Consider the following 17,148-nt stretch of genomic DNA (forward strand, 5'->3'; position numbering starts at 1 on the left):
GCCGAGCGGCGCCAACGGCGGCGCGGCAGACGTGCCCGGTTTTGGCGGCTGGACCGAGACGACCGGTTTTGGCGGGACGCCCGGTTTCGCGGCGACCGGCCGTTCAGGAGCAACAGTCGCGGCATGAACCTTGGCCGTGCGCGGCTTTTTTCGCAGCGGCTTCACCTGCCGGGCGACGTGGTCCCACAGCGCACGTTCATCTTCGTTCAAATGGCGCGGGTGGTTCGGCATCGCCACCAATTCCGGCCGATCGGACGACGGGCGTTTCATCGACGGCTGCGATAACGCCTGTGCGGGCGGTGCCCGTCGCGGTCGACCTTGGGCCGCGCCGCAGGCAACGGAACCACCGCGGCAGTCGCCATAGCCGTCGTGTTTTGCGCCACCGCAGAAGCTGGCGCCGGAGCTTCGGCCTGATCCTTCACCGGATCGGCCTGCGGAAACAGTCTTGCAATCTTTTCCGAAGGCCGCGGGTCTGGCACCGGCAGCTTGCGACCGCGCTCGACCGGATCAAGGGTCTTCGGCACCAGCATGACGAAATGCATGGCGTGCCTGAGCCGGCCCGACACCTTTCCGGCGTCCGCGCCGGCGCCAAAATAAAGGTCCGCGCGTGCAGGGCCGGTAATCGCCGAGCCGGTATCCTGGGCGATCATGAGCCGGTGAAACGGCGTCTTCGCCTGCGCCGAGTCGATCGGCAGCACGCCCTCGATGAAGAACGGCGTGCCATAGACATGCAGCGACTTGTCGACGGCGATCGAACGGCCTGGTGTCAGCGGCACGCCCTGCGCGCCGATGGCCTCGTCCTTGTCGGAAAGCTGGACCTCGCGGAAGAACACATAGGCCCTGTTCTGCCGCCGCACCTCCTTGGCGCCATCGGGATTCTGTTCCATCCAATCCCTGATCTTCTGCATCGACATCTCCTCTTTCGGGATGATGCCGCGATCGATCAGTACCCGGCCGACCGCCGTGTAGGGGTAGCCGTTATGGGCGTCGTAATTGATCCGGATGGTCGAACCATCCGGCAGATGGATTCGGGCCGAGCCCTGGATTTGCGCGAACAGCAGATCGGTCGGGTCCTTGAGCCAGCAGATTTCCAGGCCGCGCCCGGCGATCGCGCCGTCCTCGATCTCGGCGCGGTCGTAATAGGGCACGAGCTTGCGGCGGCCGATCTTGCGATAGACCGCTCCCTTGTTCGGCAGACTGGGGGCATCCTGCTTGAAGCCGCGGACAAACAGATTCGACGGACGGCGATAGACCGGAACATTATAGACGTCTGTCTGCGTCCGCGATCCCTCGAGCACAGGCTCGTAATAGCCGGTGACAAAGCCGTCGTCCTCGCCGAGCCGCGAGATCTTCAGGGGCGCGAAGTTCTGCTCGAAGAAGGCGCGCGCCTTGACGCCATCGGAAATGTCACTCGCCCGTGCCGCCCGGCAGGGATCGCGCAACGACGTTCCCAGCGCCTTGGCCTCCGGAGCAGGGTCGTGTTGCGCCACGATCGGGCGGCAGCTCGCGCGAAAGGTTCGGTACGCGGCAAGCTGGTCGTCATCCGCCCAGCCTGGAACGTCGGCCCAGGCGAGCGGGATATACTGGCTGTCGTCGATCTCCAGCGGCAGCGGCAGATTGGGATAGGGAAGTGGGCGCTGAGGGGCAAGATGGGAGGCCGATGAATGGCGATGGGAAAAATGCGCCGCCAGCACGACAAACGGCGCAAGCAACTGCGCGACCGCAGCGACACACAGCACTGCGATGCATCGCTTCAGACGCGTGACATCAGTGAACGCTTCCCGTGCCAACCAACTTCCAGTTCGGATCACGTGAGGAGGTGTCGCGGGCGAAGGTCCAGACGTCCGTGATATCGGCGACCTTGTCCGGATTGCCATCGACGATCGTGCCGGCCTTGTCGCGGGTGACCGAGATCATCTGCGACACGAAGCGAACGGTGATCTGCGCCGCGCGTTCGCGCGTCTCGGCGCTGATCAGCTCGGACTTGTCGATCGAGACGAAGCGCGTTTCGGTCTTCTGCTCGTGCTTCTCGCGATCCTTGATGACCGCCTCGAAACTCTCGTAGACATCGGACGACAACAGGTCACGCAACGCGCGGCGGTCGCCATTGGCGAAGGCCAGAACGATCATCTCATAGGCGCTACGCGCGCCGGACAGGAAGTGCCGGGGATCAAAGGAGGAATCCTGCGCCGCGATGGCATCCAGGCCGAGCGCGAGCGGCGTGCCCGGCGCTGCGAGATCCTTCCAGCGATCGGTCGGCGGTGCGACCTCGGCGGTCGGGGCCAGCGGCGGCGGTTGATCGATCACCTTGCCGGGCATCGGAACGATGCCGGAGTCGGGCGCCCCCTGGACGGGGCGCGGGGTGCGGTCGAATGGCGGCCGTTCGCTGCCGGTGCGCTGTCCCAGCACGCTGCGCAGGCGTATGAAAATGAACACGGCCAACGCCAGGAAGATGATGGTGTAAATATCCACGTCGTTTTCGCTTTCTGGTCTCTGCCGGCAACAGGCCTGGCGGAAGAGAGTTCCCTCGGAGGGACGGCAGGAGCCTACATCATCGATTGTCGTCCGCAGATGTAGGCACGAAATCTTGCCCGGCCAATGGCGCTTTTCGGCACAGCCAAGTCTAGCGCGTTTTGGATTAAAGGGGAAACCCGCTCTGGACGGGAAATCACGTGCCTTCAAACATTTAAGATAGTCTTACCGGCCGTGCGCTGCCTCTCCGCGGTCTCCGAAAATAGTTGAAGGCACAGCGCGACAGGCCTCGGATGCCCGAAACACCATGGTCGTCCTTGTGGAACAAGGCGGGGCTATGATAGCCACTCGCCCGTCAATTGACCTTTTTACCGGCAGGAGAGACTTTCATGACCAACGGCAACGGTGCTCCTCCCGAGGCGGGCGCTCCTCCGCAACTCAACGTGCTGGCGCAATACACCAAGGATCTGTCGTTCGAGAATCCGAATGCGCCGCAGTCCCTGGCGCCGCAGGCCCAACCGCCCCAGATCAACATCCAGATCAATGTCGGCGCCAATAATCTCGCCGAAAACGAGTTCGAGGTCACGCTCTCGGTCGAGGGCAAGGCTGAAAGTACCGGTAAGCTGATATTCAGCTTCGAACTCGCCTATGCCGGCGTTTTCCGCATCGTGAACGTGCCGCAGGAAAACCTGCATCCGTTAATCATGATCGAATGTCCCCGGCTGCTGTTCCCGTTCGCCCGAGAAATCATCGCGACCGCGGTGCGCGATGGGGGATTTCCGCCGCTGATGCTGGACCCCGTCGACTTCGTCGGCCTGTATCGGCAGAACATGGAACGGCAAGCCGCGGCAGGCCAGGCGCCGCAAGTCAAGCTGAGCTAACTAATTGCGTTGAGGATGATCGGGTGTGGCCGCTCAGGCCGCGCCGAAAAACTCGTTCCAGATCGGCTTGTCGCTCAAGGTCGCGATGAAGGCGCGGTGCGCCTCGCGATCGGCGTCCGTGATCCTCGGGGCAAGCGGCACCTCGCGCTGTCTCCGCGGCATATCGCCCGAACTGCCAATGCGGATTTCGCTGCTCGCCGACGCCAGGATGAGTTGCGACTGCCGGGCGCCGATCAGGTCGATATAGACCTCGGCCAGGAGCTCGGCGTCGAGCAGCGCGCCGTGCTTGGTGCGGCGGGAATTGTCGATTGCGTAGCGCGAGCAGAGATCGTCGAGCCGGTTCGATACGCCAGGATGCTTGCGTCGCGCCAGCAACAGGGTGTCGACCAACCGCTCGCGGGCAATCACCGGCCGCTTGATGCGGTCGAGCTCGGCATTGATGAAGCTGATATCGAAGGACGCGTTATGGATCACCAGCGGTGCATCCGCGATGAAGGCGAGAAACTCTTCAACCACCTCGGCGAACAACGGCTTGGTGGCGAGAAACTCGCTGGACAAACCATGCACGGCGAAGGCTTCCGCCGGCATGTCGCGTTCGGGATTGATATGGCAATGGAAGATCTGACCGGTGGGCATGCGATTGAAGATCTCGACGCAGCCGATCTCGACCAGCCGATCGCCGCGCAGCGGATCAAGACCAGTGGTCTCGGTATCGAGAACAATTTCGCGCATCAGAATGAGCCCATCGACGGCTGGCGAATCAGGCTTGCCGCCGTGCCGGCATCTTAGCAGCCTGATCCAGAATGTCGCGGATGCGCGCCCGCACCGGATCAAGCCCGTGCGAGGTATCCACCACGAAATCGGCGCGCCGGCGTTTTTCGGCATCGGGCAGTTGTCGCGCCAGGATGGCGTCGAGCTTTTCAGCCGTCATATTGTCGCGCGCGAGGATCCGCTCGCGCTGGATCTTCGGCGAGGTCGTCACCACCACCACTGCGTCGACTCGCTTCTCGCCGCCGGTCTCATATAACAGGGGCACGTCAACCACGGCGATCGGCGCGCCGGACCGCTCCGCATCGTCCAGGAATTTCTGGTGATAGGCGCGCAGCATCGGATGGACGATCGTTTCGAGTTTTCTCATTGCCGCGGGATCATGAACCACCTTGGCCGAAAGCCTGGTGCGATCGACCTTGCCGTCCACCGTGCTGCCGGGAAAAGCGGCCTCGATGGCCGGCACCGCTTCACCCTGATAGATTCTGTGCACCGTGGCATCGGCGTCATAGACGGGAACACCAGCCTCCACGAATAGCTTTGCGGTGGTCGACTTCCCCATTCCGATCGAGCCGGTCAATCCCAGGATCAGCATCCAGACGATCTCTTCAAGCGACTTCTTGCGATCTTTCGCCGACCTTTCATATCGACGGTCTCATATCGCCAGCAGAAACTGGCTGCGTAGAAATCCGAGCAAAGGCAACAGCGGCAGACCAAGGATGGTAAAGTGATCGCCCTCGATCCGCTCGAACAGATGCACCCCGAATCTTTCCAGCTGGTAGCTTCCGACGCTTGACATCACGACGTCGCCCGCGGCGTCCAGATAGGCGGCGATATCCGCTTCCGCCATCGGCCGCATCGTCAGGCTTGCCATGGCCGTGCGCTCGAACACGATCTTGCCGTCAAGCGCAACCGCAACGGCGGAATAGAGGTCGTGGGTGTGGCCAGCAAGGGCCTTCAACTGAGCCAGCGCCTGCGACCGGTCGGCCGGCTTATTGAAGAGCCGATCGCCAAGCGCGAGCGTCTGGTCGGCACCGACGACATAATGTCCGGCTTTTTTCAAGGACACAAAGAGCGCCTTTTCGCGCGCCAGCACTACGGCGATCTCGCCGGGCGCCGAGAGGTTGGAGGCTTGCTGAAGCGCCCGCTCGTCGATATCGGCGGGTATGACCTCGACGTCGATGCCGGCACTGGTCAGCAACGTCAGCCGCGTCCGGCTTTGCGACGCCAAAATCAAAGGGTGCAATCCGCGCCACAAGCTCATTGGCCAAGCATCATTTCGACGAGTGTCGTTTCAGGAAGGGCAGTCGCGACGAGCATCATTCCGAAAACCGTTGCCGTTGCCGGTCGGCATAGAGTTTCAGGATGGCAGCCGCGGTCTCTTCGATCGACCGCCGCGTCACGTCAAGCTGCGCCCAACTGTATTTCGCGCTGAGCCGCCGCGCATAGGCGACCTCGTCGGCCACCGTCTGCCTATCGATGTAATCCTCGTTGCTGGGACCCGCTCCCATGCTCAACAACCGGTTCTGCCGAACCTGGATCAGCCGCTCGGGTGTGGCATGCAGGCTCACCACCAGCGGCTTTTTCAAATTCTCCACCTGGTGCGGAAGCGGGATGCCCGGCACCAGCGGAACATTCGCGGTGCGAATGCCGCGGTTGGCGAGATAGATCGAGGTCGGCGTCTTGGACGTGCGGGATACGCCGACCAGGACCACATCGGCATCCTCGAGGCCTTCGACGTGCTGGCCGTCGTCATGCATCATCGTATAGTTCAGCGCGTCGATGCGCTTGAAATATTCGGCATTCAGTACGTGCTGCGCGCCGACCCGTCCGGTCGTGGCCGCCCCGAGATAGGCTTCGAACAACTGCATCACCGGACCGATGATCGACAGGCTCGGGACGTTGATCTCCTTGCACTTGCCCTCCAGCCGCATGACCAGATCCCTCTCGAGCAAGGTGAACAGCACGATGCCCGGCGCTTCTTCGATTTCATCCAGCACCCGGTCGAGCTGCTTCTGGCTGCGCACCAGCGGATAGACATGCTCCACCGGTGTCACATTGGCGTATTGCGCGGCGACCGCGCGCGCCACCGTGATCAGGGTCTCTCCGGTCGAATCGGAAACCAGATGAAGGTGAAAATAGTTACTGCTGGTGGGCACCTGACCGCCTGTTTGTCCTGTGAATCACTGTGGACGTCGGGCAAAGAATCGGCCGCTGTCCGGCGGGGCGGGGATAACCGCGATTCTTCTTCACATGCCCCGCGAAAGGATAAGTCCGCTGCATCTCGCCCATGATAGTGGGATTGTGTGGGCTTGTCTCTGGATAAGCGGCCCATGATCCCGGCCAAGCCTCTCAAGTCGGTGGCATTCTTCCTCCGGTCTCGGCCGCCTGCGAAAATGTGGAAAATTGTGAACAAGCCAGGCGCAACGGCTGGATGGTTTTGCGTGAGTCCAATTCACCGCCACCTAGACTCAAACCTTAAGATTCTAAACTTATTTAGTTTGGAAGAGAGCAGCCGAGCAGCTATGTCTCCGGTCGGGTCGATCATGCGTTGCTGGCAAGTGCCGTTTGTCACTGACAAAGCGAATCGACGGGACGGCAGCAGGATGGCTTCGATGCAGGACAGCTTTGATGTATGAATGGATCAAGGCGTTGCATGTGATTGCCATCATCTCCTGGATGGCCGGCATGCTCTATCTGCCGCGATTGTTCGTCTATCACTGCGAAGCCGAAATCGGCTCGAAACAGTCCGAGACGTTCAAAGTGATGGAACGGCGGCTGTTGCGGGCAATCATCAATCCCGCAATGATCGTAAGTTGGCTGGCTGGACTCTATCTCGCGTGGTCTGGGCAGTTTTTTTCGGCCGCGTGGCTGCACGGGAAATTGCTGCTGGTCATTCTTTTGTCCGGCGTTCACGGATTTTTTGCCCGCTGCGTCAAGGACTTCGGCGCCGATCAAAATCAGCGAACTAACAAATTCTATCGCATTTTCAACGAAGTACCGACTGTCCTGATGATCGGGATCGTGATTCTGGTGGTCGTGAAGCCGTTTTGATTGGCAGGCCCGGTTTGACTTCGCCTAGCTCTGCTTCTTGCAGAACGCCCGACGATTTTCTATAGTAGCGAAATCCCACCCAACGCAGGCGGATGTGGTTGCGTTCCGGTCTAGACCGGCCGCCACATCAGGTTTGATGCCTCTCCGGCGCTTTCCTTGCTCAGACCTGCGGACCTTCCTTTTTACGCGTCCGCTTTTCGTCAAAGCCACCTCGCAGCCCCGCCCTTAAAATTCTCCACAGGACCACCCCAATGCGGGAAATCAAACTCCAAGACCTCAAGTCCAAAACACCGGCCGAGCTCGTCTCGTTCGCGGAAGAAAACGGGGTCGAAAACGCCAGCACCATGCGCAAGCAGGAGCTGATGTTCGCCATTCTCAAGCAGCTTGCAATCGCGGAAACCGACATCATCGGCGAGGGCGTCGTCGAAGTTCTATCCGACGGCTTCGGCTTTCTGCGTTCGCCGGATGCCAACTATCTGCCCGGCCCCGACGACATCTATGTCTCGCCATCCCAGATCCGTCGCTTCGGACTTCGCACCGGCGACACCATCGAAGGCCACATCCGCAGTCCGAAGGAGGGTGAGCGCTATTTCGCGCTGCTCAAGGTCAACACGCTGAATTTCGAAGATCCTGAAAAGTCCAAGCACAAGGTCAATTTCGACAATCTCACTCCGTTGTTTCCGGATCAGCGCTTCCGTCTCGAGCTGGAAGACCCGACCCGAAAGGATCTCTCCGCACGCGTCATCGATATCGTCGCTCCGATCGGCAAGGGTCAGCGCGCGCTGATCGTGGCGCCGCCGCGCACCGGCAAGACCGTGCTGATGCAGAACATCGCGCACTCGATCACGGCCAATCATCCCGAGTGCTATCTGATCGTGCTGTTGATCGATGAGCGGCCGGAGGAAGTCACCGACATGCAGCGCTCGGTGAAGGGCGAGGTGGTCTCCTCGACTTTCGATGAGCCCGCGGTGCGGCACGTTCAGGTCGCCGAGATGGTGATCGAAAAGGCAAAACGCCTGGTCGAGCACGGCCGTGATGTCGTGATCCTTTTGGACTCGATCACGCGGCTCGGCCGCGCCTACAACACGGTGGTGCCGTCATCCGGCAAGGTCTTGACCGGCGGCGTCGACGCCAACGCGCTGCAGCGGCCGAAGCGCTTCTTTGGTGCCGCGCGCAACATCGAAGAGGGCGGCTCGCTCACGATCATTGCGACTGCGCTGGTCGATACCGGCAGCCGCATGGACGAGGTGATCTTCGAAGAGTTCAAGGGCACCGGCAATTCCGAACTGATTCTGGATCGCAAGGTTTCCGACAAGCGCACGTTCCCGGCGATCGATATCTCGCGCTCGGGCACCCGCAAGGAAGAGCTGATCACCGACCCGCAGCTCTTGAAGAAGATGTATGTGCTGCGCCGGATCCTCAATCCGATGGGCACCATGGACGCGATCGACTTCCTGCTCGACAAACTGCGGAATACCAAGAACAACTCCGAGTTCTTCGAGTCGATGAACACCTGAGCCGATCGATCGGTCGGTTTTGGAAGGGCGCCTTCGCAAGCAGGCGCCCTTTTTCGTGGGTCTCTTTGCAGGAGCCTTGGTCGAGTATTCCGGCTGAAGCGCAATGCGATTTTGCAAAATCGAAATTGCCGCGGAGCATTTGAATTGGTCGGACCGGTCGCTTTGCGCGCCGATCTCCGCAGCAATGATCGTGTCCGATCTCGTGGTGGATTCCCGAGCGCGTAGAGCCGGCGCAAATCGCGTTGCCTTCCCCGACACGAGAGCACAAATAGGCAATGCATTCGAAGGACCAAACCATTTTTGCCTTGTCGTCAGGCCGGCCGCCGAGCGCGATTGCGATCGTGCGCGTGTCGGGTTCGCAGGCAGCTCAGACGCTGAGACGACTGGCCGGAAAGATTCCGCAACCACGGAGGGCGACGCGCGTGCTGCTCCGAGACGACGAGCGTGAGCCGATCGACGACGCGGTGGTGCTTTGGTTTTCGGGCCCGGCCAGTGCGACCGGGGAAGACGTCGCCGAGTTTCATGTCCATGGGGGACGCGCGGTGCTCGCGTCATTGTTTGCGGCGCTGTCGGCGATTGAAGACGTGAGGGCCGCGGAGCCAGGAGAATTTACCCGCCGGGCTTTCGAGAATGGCAAGCTCGACCTGACCGAAGCCGAGGGCCTCGACGATCTCGTTCACGCCGACACCGATCGGCAGCGCCGCAAGGCGTTGCGGCAGCTGAAGGGTCTGCTCGGCGATCGCGCGCGAAGCTGGCGTGCACAGATCATCGAGGCGTCGGCGCTGTTCGAAGCGGGTTTCGATTTTGCGGATGAAGGTGATGTCCCGGCCGAGCTGCTGGCGCCGGCGCTCGCCGGGATCAGGCGGCTGTTGTCAGAGATCGAGCATGTGCTCGCGGCTGAGCAGCGCAGCGAACGTCTGCGCGAGGGCCTTGTCGTTGCGATCGCGGGGCCCCCGAATGTCGGCAAATCGACCCTGATGAATCAGCTCGCGCGCCGCGAGGTCGCAATCGTCTCGCCACATGCCGGCACCACGCGAGATATCATTGAGGTGTCGCTCGATCTCGATGGCTATCCGGTCACCGTGATCGACACCGCCGGCATTCGCCAAACCGACGATCCCGTCGAGCAGGAAGGTGTTCGACGCGCCCGAGCGCGAGCCGCAGAATCGGACCTCGTGCTCTGGATCAGTGACGCGGCCGGCCAGGCGATTTCGAATGAGGGCGATGCGCCGGTCTGGCTGGTCCGAAACAAGATCGACCTCGCAGATCCGAACGGGCCGGGAGCCAACTCGGAACAATCGGCAGCCGGGGAGTTCAGAATCTCCGCGGCGCGAGGCGACGGGATCACCGATCTGATCACCGCGATGGTTGCGTTTGCGCGGGACTATTTTGGCGGCGACGAGGGCGGCTTGATCAGCCGCCAAAGGCAGCGAGAGCTTCTGGGGGAGACCATGGCTGCGCTTCGACGATGTGTCGAGATTGCTGGCACCAGCGAGGAGCTGGCTGCGGAGGATTTGCGCCGAGCATCGTTTTCACTTGGCAGGCTCATTGGGCGGGTGGATGTCGAGGATATTCTTGACGTGATCTTTCGGGATTTCTGCATCGGGAAATAGCCCCTCTACCGGCCGGAAAAATGCTTTTATGGTTAATGATCCTTTCAGGTGAAGCAGGCCGACGTCGGCAGGGTTTTGTTTCACGTGAAACGGAGCGGCAGGGCTCCCGCAGCTGTTCCATATGAAACATCTGGTTACCGGCGACCCAAGGCCGCCCTGTTTCACGTGAAACGTCTTTCAGCCTTTGCGATCTCGCTGTAAAACGCCCGCATGGCCAGCGGACAAAACTCATTCGATGTGATCGTGATCGGCGGTGGACACGCTGGCTGCGAGGCTGCGAGCGCCGCGGCGCGTCTCGGCGCCCGGACCGCCCTCGTGACGCATCGCTTCTCGACCATTGGGGCGATGTCCTGCAACCCCGCGATCGGGGGCCTGGGTAAAGGTCATCTGGTCCGCGAGGTCGATGCCATGGACGGGCTGATGGGCCGGGTGGCTGATGCCGCCGGCATTCAGTTTCGGGTTCTCAATCGCCGCAAGGGACCGGCGGTGCGTGGACCTCGGGCCCAGGCTGACCGAAAGCTGTATGCCGCAGCGATGCAGTCCGCGCTTCGGGAGACCGCCAATCTCGAAGTTGTTGATGGCGAGGCCGACGATTTGATCGTTCGGGACGGTCGTGTCGTCGGTATTCGCTTCGCCGGCGGGAGAGAACTCGCCTCCGGTGCTGTTGTCGTGACCACGGGGACATTCCTGCGCGGCTTGATCCATCTCGGTGAGACCAACTGGCCGGCTGGCCGGGTCGGTGAAGCTCCGGCGATGGGCCTGTCAAAATCATTCGAGCGGGCCGGCTTTATCTTGGGACGGCTGAAGACCGGTACGCCGCCGCGATTGGACGGCACCACGATCGACTGGGCTGCCGTTGAGATGCAGCCAGGGGACAATCCGGCCGAGCCCTTTTCGGTGATGACGGACCGGATCATCACGCCGCAGATTCAGTGCGGCATCACCCGCACCACGCCGGGAACGCACGAGGTGATCCGCGCCAATGTGCATCGCTCGCCGATGTATTCAGGGCAGATCAAGAGCAGCGGCCCGCGCTACTGTCCCTCGATCGAGGACAAGATCGTGCGCTTCGGCGACCGCGATGGACACCAGATCTTTCTGGAGCCCGAGGGCCTCGACGACACCACGGTCTATCCCAACGGTATCTCGACCTCGTTGCCGGAAGAGGTCCAGCTCGCGCTCCTGGCGACCATTCCCGGACTGGGGCGGGCGCGGATGGTCCGGCCGGGCTATGCCATCGAATATGATCACGTCGATCCCCGCGAGCTCGATCCGACCCTGCAGACCAGGCGGCTGGCGGGCCTGTTTCTGGCAGGACAGATCAACGGCACGACCGGCTACGAAGAAGCGGCGGCGCAAGGCCTGGTTGCCGGGCTCAATGCCGCGTTGCTCGCCAGCGGTACCGCGCCGATCGTGTTCGATCGCGCCGAGGGTTATCTCGGCGTGATGATCGACGATCTGGTGACGCGGGGGATCACCGAACCCTATCGGATGTTCACCTCGCGGGCGGAATATCGCCTGACGCTTCGGGCCGACAATGCCGATCAGCGGCTGACCAGCAAAGGCATCGCGCTCGGCTGCGTCGGGGCAGCTCGACGCCAACGGCACGGCACCAAGATGGCTGCACTCGATGCCGCGCGAAGGCTGGCGAAATCATTGACCCTGACACCGAACGAGGCGACGCGCCACGGGCTCGCCCTGAACAAGGACGGCCAGCGCCGCTCGGCCTTTGAACTGCTGGCCTATCCTGAGATCGGTTGGAGCGAAGTCAGAGGCATCTGGCCCGAACTCTCGGTCATTGACCCAGGCATCGCTGTCCATCTCGAGATCGATGCAAAGTACGACGTCTATCTCAAGCGTCAACTTGCCGACGTCGAGGCGTTCCGTCGCGATGAGGGACTGGTGTTGGGGGACGTCGATTATAGCCTCGTGCCCGGGCTCTCGAATGAGATTCGCAGCAAGCTGGATGCCAGGCGTCCGTGGACGGTCGGGCAGGCGGGTCGGATCGACGGCATGACCCCAGCGGCACTCGGAATTCTGGCGGCTTATCTCAGGCGAGAAGCGCGCCGCCGGGAATCAAAGGCGTCTGCCTGAGGGGCGTTTCACGTGAAACAGAGTCCGCCGCGGCGACCCTCGTCATCATCCGTCCGCCACGAAAGCGTGAAGGGAAGGACCGCCATGACCGGCGGCGGTTCAGATCGTCCCACGGATGATCCGGCCGCCGACAAAGCCGCTGCGCTCACGATCACGCCGGTTTCACATGAAACAGAGGCGCGCCTCGATCGCTACATCGACCTGCTAGGAGAGTGGCAGGCCAAGACCAATCTGGTTGCGCCCTCGACGTTGCCACAGCTCTGGACGCGACACGTCGCCGATTCGCTGCAGCTCCTCGCGCTCGCTCCATCGGCAAAGGTTTGGATCGATCTCGGCAGCGGCGCCGGCTTTCCCGGCATCGTGCTGGCCTGCGCGTTGGCCGGGAGTCCGGGCGCCACGGTCCACCTGGTCGAGCGCAACACCAAGAAGGCGGCCTTCCTGCGTGAAGCAATTCGCGTCACGGCCGCCCCAGGAGTCGTGCATTTGTCGGCGATCGAAGATATTGTGGACAGCCACGACGGTCCGGTCGATTGCGTCACAGCCCGGGCATTGGCTCCGTTACACCAGCTTGTGGCCTTCGCGGAACCGCTGGTGAGGAAGGGTGCAAAAGCTTTGTTTCTCAAGGGCCAAGATGTTGAGTCGGAATTGACCGAAGCCACTAAATATTGGAATATTAAACCGAATCTCCACTCCAGCCGCACGGGCGGACAAGGCTGGATCGTCGAACTCGATCGGATCGAGCGATGGAAGCAACCCGCGGGCAACGATGGCGATCGCGCATGACCGTAATTGATCAGGCTTATCAAGAGGATAGCGTCGTACATCCGGAGGGGCATCCGCGCATCCTGGCGCTCGCCAACCAGAAGGGCGGCGTCGGCAAGACCACCACCGCGATCAATCTCGGGACTGCGCTGGCCGCCATCGGCGAGCGCGTGCTGATCGTCGATCTCGATCCGCAGGGCAATGCGTCGACCGGCCTTGGCATCGATCGCCGCAACCGAAGCTGCTCGACCTATGATGTCCTGATCGGCGAAGCGCCGTTGCGCGACGCCGTGGTGCCGACCGCAGTGCCGCGGCTGCACATCGCGTCGTCAACGATGGATCTCTCCGGCCTCGAACTCGAACTCGGGACCACGGCCGGCCGTGCTTTCCGGCTGCGTGACGCGATCGTCGGGCTGAACAACAACGTCTCGCCGGACTCCGATTACACCTATGTGCTGATCGACTGCCCGCCCTCGCTCAACCTGCTCACCGTCAACGCGATGGCCGCGTCGGATGCGATCCTGGTGCCGTTGCAGTGCGAGTTCTTCGCGCTCGAAGGTCTGTCGCAATTGCTGCAGACGGTGGAGCAGGTGCGCACCACCCTCAATCCCAACCTTTCGATCCACGGCATCGTGCTGACCATGTTCGACTCGCGCAACAATTTGTCGAACCAGGTGGTCGCTGACGTGCGGCAGTTCATGGGCAGCAAGGTCTACAACACCATGATCCCGCGCAACGTGCGCATCTCAGAGGCGCCGTCCTACGGCAAGCCGGTCCTGGTCTATGACCTCAAATGCGTCGGCAGCGAAGCCTATCTGAAGCTGGCGACGGAAGTGATCCAGCGCGAGCGCGAGCTGCGCACCAATTGACAGCCGTCATTCCGGATGGCCCGCGTTGGCGGACGGGTTCGGAACCCCGCGATTGCAAAACAGTCCGTCATCGACGGATCCGGGTTCGCGTGGCGCACCCGGCCGACGGTGAAACCAACAGGAGCGCTCGATTTGAGTCCAAGGGAGCTGGCGATGGCTGAAGAGACGCGTTCGCGACTGGGCCGTGGGCTCGCGAGCCTGATCGGCGATGTCGGCGGCGAGGCCGCGCATGTCGATCGGCCGCGCACGCAGCGCAAGGTGCCGATCGAATTTCTGAAACCCAACCCGCGCAACCCGCGCCGCGCCTTCTCCGATGCCGAGCTCGGCGAGCTTGCCAATTCGATCAAGCAGCACGGCGTGATCCAGCCGATTGTGGTGCGCCCGCTCAAGGGCGCCCAGGACCGTTATGAGATCATCGCCGGCGAGCGTCGCTGGCGCGCCTCGCAGGCCGCCGGCCTGCACGAGGTGCCGATCGTCCCGCTCGACGTCAGCGACAGCGACGCGCTGGAGCTTGCGATCATCGAGAACGTGCAGCGCGAAGATCTCAACGCGATGGAGGAGTCGCAGGGCTATCATGCGCTGGCCGACGAGTTCAAACACAGCCAGGACGACATCGCAAAAATCGTCGGCAAGAGCCGCAGCCATGTCGCCAATATGATGCGGCTGACCAGGCTGCCGGCCGAGGTGCAGGCCTATATCGCACAGGGCCAGTTGTCCGCGGGGCACGCCCGGGCGCTGATCGGCGTGCCGGATCCGCTGGCGGCGGCCAAACGCATCGTCGAGGAGGGCCTCAACGTGCGACAGACCGAGGAGCTCGCCCATGTCGAGGGCGTGCCGGTCCGCAAGCCGCAGAAGGCGCGCGGCGGCAAGCCGAAGGATGCCGACACCGTCGCGCTGGAGAAGCGCGTCAGCGACGCACTCGGCCTCGCAGTCAGCGTCAACCACCGCGATCCGGGCGGCAGCGTCCAGATCAGTTATCGCAATCTGGAACAGCTCGACGAAGTCATGCGCCGGCTGGCACGGAGCGGCTGAGCCGATGGGGCAGGCGCGATGTCCGTCCGGCGTGACCCAGGAGTTCGCCGGCCGGTGTCGCCCCAGCTCATACGAAGGGCAGGGGCCAATGCCAGACTTCAGCCTCGCCGTCTCGCGTTCACGGCGATCGCCAGCAGCGCGCGTTGCGCGATCACGGCCGCGAGCGCGGTGTGCTTGCGCATCTCCAGAGCGGCCGCGGCGAGTTGCTCGATGATGGTCACGAGCCGAGCCGGGCTGAAATTGCGCAGCGCGATTTCGGCCATCGGCTTGCGCGAGAAATGCAGCCGCGGAAATCCGCCCTCGAGCAGGTTCGAGATCGGCATTCCATCGGCGACCGCAAGTGCCGACTTGTGCAGCCACGCCGCGTGCCGCTGGGCGGCCGAAATGATGATGCCCGGATAGGTGCCGGCGACCATGGCCTTGGCGAATTCGCTCTCGACCAGTTCCGGCCTGCCGGCAAAAGCACCGTCGACGATCGGATCCATCTTCAGCTCGGAGGCATCCGCGACGACCGCCATGACATGGTCGAGCGTCACCTCACCCTCGCCATGCGCGAACAGGGTCAACTTGCGCAGCTCGTTGCGCGAAGCCTGGCGGTCGCCGCCGAGCAATGACGTCAGCGCGGCGCGGGCGTCCGGCGCGATGCGCAGATTGGCTGTCCGCAATTCGTCGTCGATCAGCCTGGCGACGTCGCGCTCGCCGTCGGGATAGCAGCTGATCGCGACCGCGGTCTTCGCCCGTTCGCAGGCCTTGCGCAGCGGCGACTCCGGCCTGAGGTCGCCGGCTTCGATCACGACGCGGCAATCCTTCAACGGCATCTCGGTGAGCGTGTCGACGCCGCTTGCGAAATTGCGGGTGCCGGCCCGGACCCGAATGGCGCGGCGGCCGCCGAACAGCGGCACCGTCAGCGCTTCGTCGACCAGCCGCGACGGCTCGGCCGATAGCTCGTCGCCGTCGAGTTTCACCATCGAAAATGGATCGTTGGGATCATCGACCGCGGATGCAAGCAGAGCATTCGCGCGCTCGCGCACCAGGCCGGCGTCGGGGCCATAGAGCAGGATGATGGAGCGGCCCGGGTCGGGCCGGGCCAGAAACGCGTCGATCTCTCGCCCGCGCAGCGCGACCAAGATCAGGCGCCGGTGGAGAAGAACGATGCCAGCCGGGTCTGGATGTTGTCGGCAATTTCCTGGGCGGCACGATCCTCGGCATCGCGGAAGGCGCGGGTCCGTGCGAAGCGCTGGTAGGAACCCGGCATGTCATAGGACACCCGCGAGAAGGTGGTGCCGGTCATGACCGATTTGTTGGTCGCTATCTCGATCAGGTTGTACTGCGCGTCGATGCCGACATTCTCGCTGGTCGGCAGTCCGGTGGCGGCATTGGTCATCAAATCCGAACGACTGGTCGTAAACTTCAGCACCAACCGGTGGGTCGGCGGCATGCCGGTGGCATTGCCATAGAGTTTGAAGGCCAGCGCGTTGCGGATTTCCACCCCGAGGCGGGCATCGGGCGAGGCGTTGGGCTTGTCGACCGGCGGGAGGTCCACACCCATCAGCTTCTCGCGCAGGCCGGGCGTTCCATCGGCGTGCTCGGCGTACATCGGCTGAAAGCACCCGGCCGTCAGCGCCGCCAGGGCGAGCACGGCGATCAGCCGGGCGGCGATGCGGGTCCTAGCCAACGACATTCACGATCCTCTTTGGAACGATGATCACCTTGCGGACGGCCTTGCCGCCCAAGGCAAGTTTTACTGCATCGAGCGCCAAAACGGCAGCCTGAATTTCCGGGTCCTGCGCGTTTCTCGCCACTGTGACATCGCCGCGCTTCTTGCCGTTGACCTGGACGACCAGCGTCACGGTGTCCTCAACCAGCAAATCGCGTTCGATTTGCGGCCAAGCCGCCTCCGAGATCAGGCCGGGCTGCGCCAGCACCTGCCAGCACTCTTCGGCGAGGTGCGGCATCATCGGGGCGAACAGATGGGCCAGGATGGTCGCGGCCTCCCGGATCGCCCAGGCGAGGTCGGCCGCTGGCCGATCTCCGCGCGCGAGCGCCTCGGCCAATGCATTGGCGAATTCGCGGATATGGGCGAGGC

The 17,148-nt window shown here is 62.7% G+C and carries 17 protein-coding genes and 1 pseudogene; 8 read left to right on the forward strand and 10 right to left on the reverse strand.

The window, feature by feature from the left end; translation table 11 throughout:
- The 3 genes and pseudogenes from WCB02_RS06200 to WCB02_RS06210 form a co-directional block, all read right to left on the reverse strand.
- A pseudogene (locus WCB02_RS06200) lies at positions 1-270 on the reverse strand (Smr/MutS family protein); the annotation flags it as partial.
- Positions 267-1,790: a murein transglycosylase A gene (locus tag WCB02_RS06205; RefSeq protein WP_423956957.1), complete on the reverse strand. Its 1,524-nt coding sequence runs from the start codon at positions 1,788-1,790 to the stop codon at positions 267-269. The gene WCB02_RS06205 and the pseudogene WCB02_RS06200, both read right to left, overlap by 4 nt.
- Positions 1,768-2,472: a Tim44/TimA family putative adaptor protein gene (locus WCB02_RS06210; protein ID WP_423956958.1), complete on the reverse strand. Its 705-nt coding sequence runs from the start codon at positions 2,470-2,472 to the stop codon at positions 1,768-1,770. Before WCB02_RS06210 ends, WCB02_RS06205 begins: the two co-directional genes overlap by 23 nt.
- A gap of 389 nt (positions 2,473-2,861) precedes the next feature.
- Here WCB02_RS06210 and secB point away from each other — a divergent pair, with 389 nt between their 5' ends.
- Complete coding sequence (gene secB, locus WCB02_RS06215; protein ID WP_423956959.1) at positions 2,862-3,353, forward strand: protein-export chaperone SecB; 492 nt, start codon at positions 2,862-2,864, stop codon at positions 3,351-3,353.
- A 33-nt stretch (positions 3,354-3,386) separates the two neighbouring features.
- On the opposite strand, the gene dnaQ is transcribed toward secB, so the two are convergent.
- From dnaQ to WCB02_RS06235, 4 genes are read right to left on the reverse strand one after another with little or no spacing between them, the layout of a single operon-like run.
- Positions 3,387-4,085 carry a DNA polymerase III subunit epsilon gene (gene dnaQ, locus WCB02_RS06220; protein ID WP_423956960.1) on the reverse strand — a complete coding sequence of 233 codons (699 nt, stop codon included), beginning with the start codon at positions 4,083-4,085 and terminating at the stop codon, positions 3,387-3,389.
- Between the two features lie 28 nt (positions 4,086-4,113).
- Positions 4,114-4,716, reverse strand: a complete 603-nt coding sequence (coaE, locus tag WCB02_RS06225; protein ID WP_423956961.1) for a dephospho-CoA kinase — start codon at positions 4,714-4,716, stop codon at positions 4,114-4,116.
- 60 nt (positions 4,717-4,776) lie between these two features.
- A complete protein-coding gene (locus WCB02_RS06230) occupies positions 4,777-5,385 on the reverse strand; it encodes a Maf family protein (RefSeq protein WP_423956962.1) in 609 nt (202 codons plus the stop codon).
- Positions 5,386-5,440: 55 nt separating this feature from the next.
- The gene (locus tag WCB02_RS06235) at positions 5,441-6,280 is read right to left on the reverse strand and encodes a pyruvate, water dikinase regulatory protein (RefSeq protein WP_423956963.1); all 840 of its coding nucleotides are present in this window, start codon (positions 6,278-6,280) and stop codon (positions 5,441-5,443) included.
- Between the two features lie 472 nt (positions 6,281-6,752).
- On the opposite strand from WCB02_RS06235, the gene hemJ reads away from it, so the two are divergent.
- The 7 genes from hemJ (at position 6,753) to WCB02_RS06270 (ending at position 15,062) form a co-directional block, all read left to right on the forward strand.
- Positions 6,753-7,175: a protoporphyrinogen oxidase HemJ gene (gene hemJ, locus WCB02_RS06240; RefSeq protein ID WP_423956964.1), complete on the forward strand. Its 423-nt coding sequence runs from the start codon at positions 6,753-6,755 to the stop codon at positions 7,173-7,175.
- Positions 7,176-7,426: 251 nt separating this feature from the next.
- Positions 7,427-8,692 carry a transcription termination factor Rho gene (gene rho, locus WCB02_RS06245; protein ID WP_423956965.1) on the forward strand — a complete coding sequence of 422 codons (1,266 nt, stop codon included), beginning with the start codon at positions 7,427-7,429 and terminating at the stop codon, positions 8,690-8,692.
- Positions 8,693-8,967: 275 nt separating this feature from the next.
- On the forward strand, positions 8,968-10,305 hold the full coding sequence (gene mnmE, locus WCB02_RS06250; RefSeq protein WP_423956966.1) for a tRNA uridine-5-carboxymethylaminomethyl(34) synthesis GTPase MnmE: 1,338 nt from the start codon (positions 8,968-8,970) through the stop codon (positions 10,303-10,305).
- Positions 10,306-10,515: 210 nt separating this feature from the next.
- Positions 10,516-12,399, forward strand: coding sequence for a tRNA uridine-5-carboxymethylaminomethyl(34) synthesis enzyme MnmG (gene mnmG, locus WCB02_RS06255; RefSeq protein ID WP_423956967.1), 1,884 nt, complete (start codon positions 10,516-10,518; stop codon positions 12,397-12,399).
- A gap of 84 nt (positions 12,400-12,483) precedes the next feature.
- On the forward strand, positions 12,484-13,182 hold the full coding sequence (gene rsmG, locus WCB02_RS06260; protein ID WP_423956968.1) for a 16S rRNA (guanine(527)-N(7))-methyltransferase RsmG: 699 nt from the start codon (positions 12,484-12,486) through the stop codon (positions 13,180-13,182).
- Complete coding sequence (locus tag WCB02_RS06265) at positions 13,179-14,030, forward strand: ParA family protein (RefSeq protein WP_423956969.1); 852 nt, start codon at positions 13,179-13,181, stop codon at positions 14,028-14,030. Before rsmG ends, WCB02_RS06265 begins: the two co-directional genes overlap by 4 nt.
- Before the next feature lie 153 nt (positions 14,031-14,183).
- Positions 14,184-15,062, forward strand: a complete 879-nt coding sequence (locus tag WCB02_RS06270) for a ParB/RepB/Spo0J family partition protein (protein WP_423956970.1) — start codon at positions 14,184-14,186, stop codon at positions 15,060-15,062.
- Between the two features lie 98 nt (positions 15,063-15,160).
- Here WCB02_RS06270 and holA read toward each other — a convergent pair whose 3' ends face one another.
- The 3 genes from holA to WCB02_RS06285 all read right to left on the reverse strand — a co-directional run.
- Positions 15,161-16,189 carry a DNA polymerase III subunit delta gene (gene holA, locus WCB02_RS06275; RefSeq protein ID WP_423956971.1) on the reverse strand — a complete coding sequence of 343 codons (1,029 nt, stop codon included), beginning with the start codon at positions 16,187-16,189 and terminating at the stop codon, positions 15,161-15,163.
- A 2-nt stretch (positions 16,190-16,191) separates the two neighbouring features.
- Entirely contained in the window at positions 16,192-16,743 is a 552-nt protein-coding gene (lptE, locus tag WCB02_RS06280; RefSeq protein ID WP_423956972.1) for an LPS assembly lipoprotein LptE, read from the reverse strand.
- The coding region (locus WCB02_RS06285) for a class I tRNA ligase family protein (RefSeq protein WP_423956973.1) at positions 16,730-17,148 on the reverse strand (419 nt) is incomplete at its 5' end. The genes WCB02_RS06285 and lptE, both read right to left, overlap by 14 nt.

It is taken from the genome of Bradyrhizobium sp. (assembly GCF_049581145.1).
Taxonomy (GTDB): Bacteria; Pseudomonadota; Alphaproteobacteria; order Rhizobiales; family Xanthobacteraceae; genus Bradyrhizobium.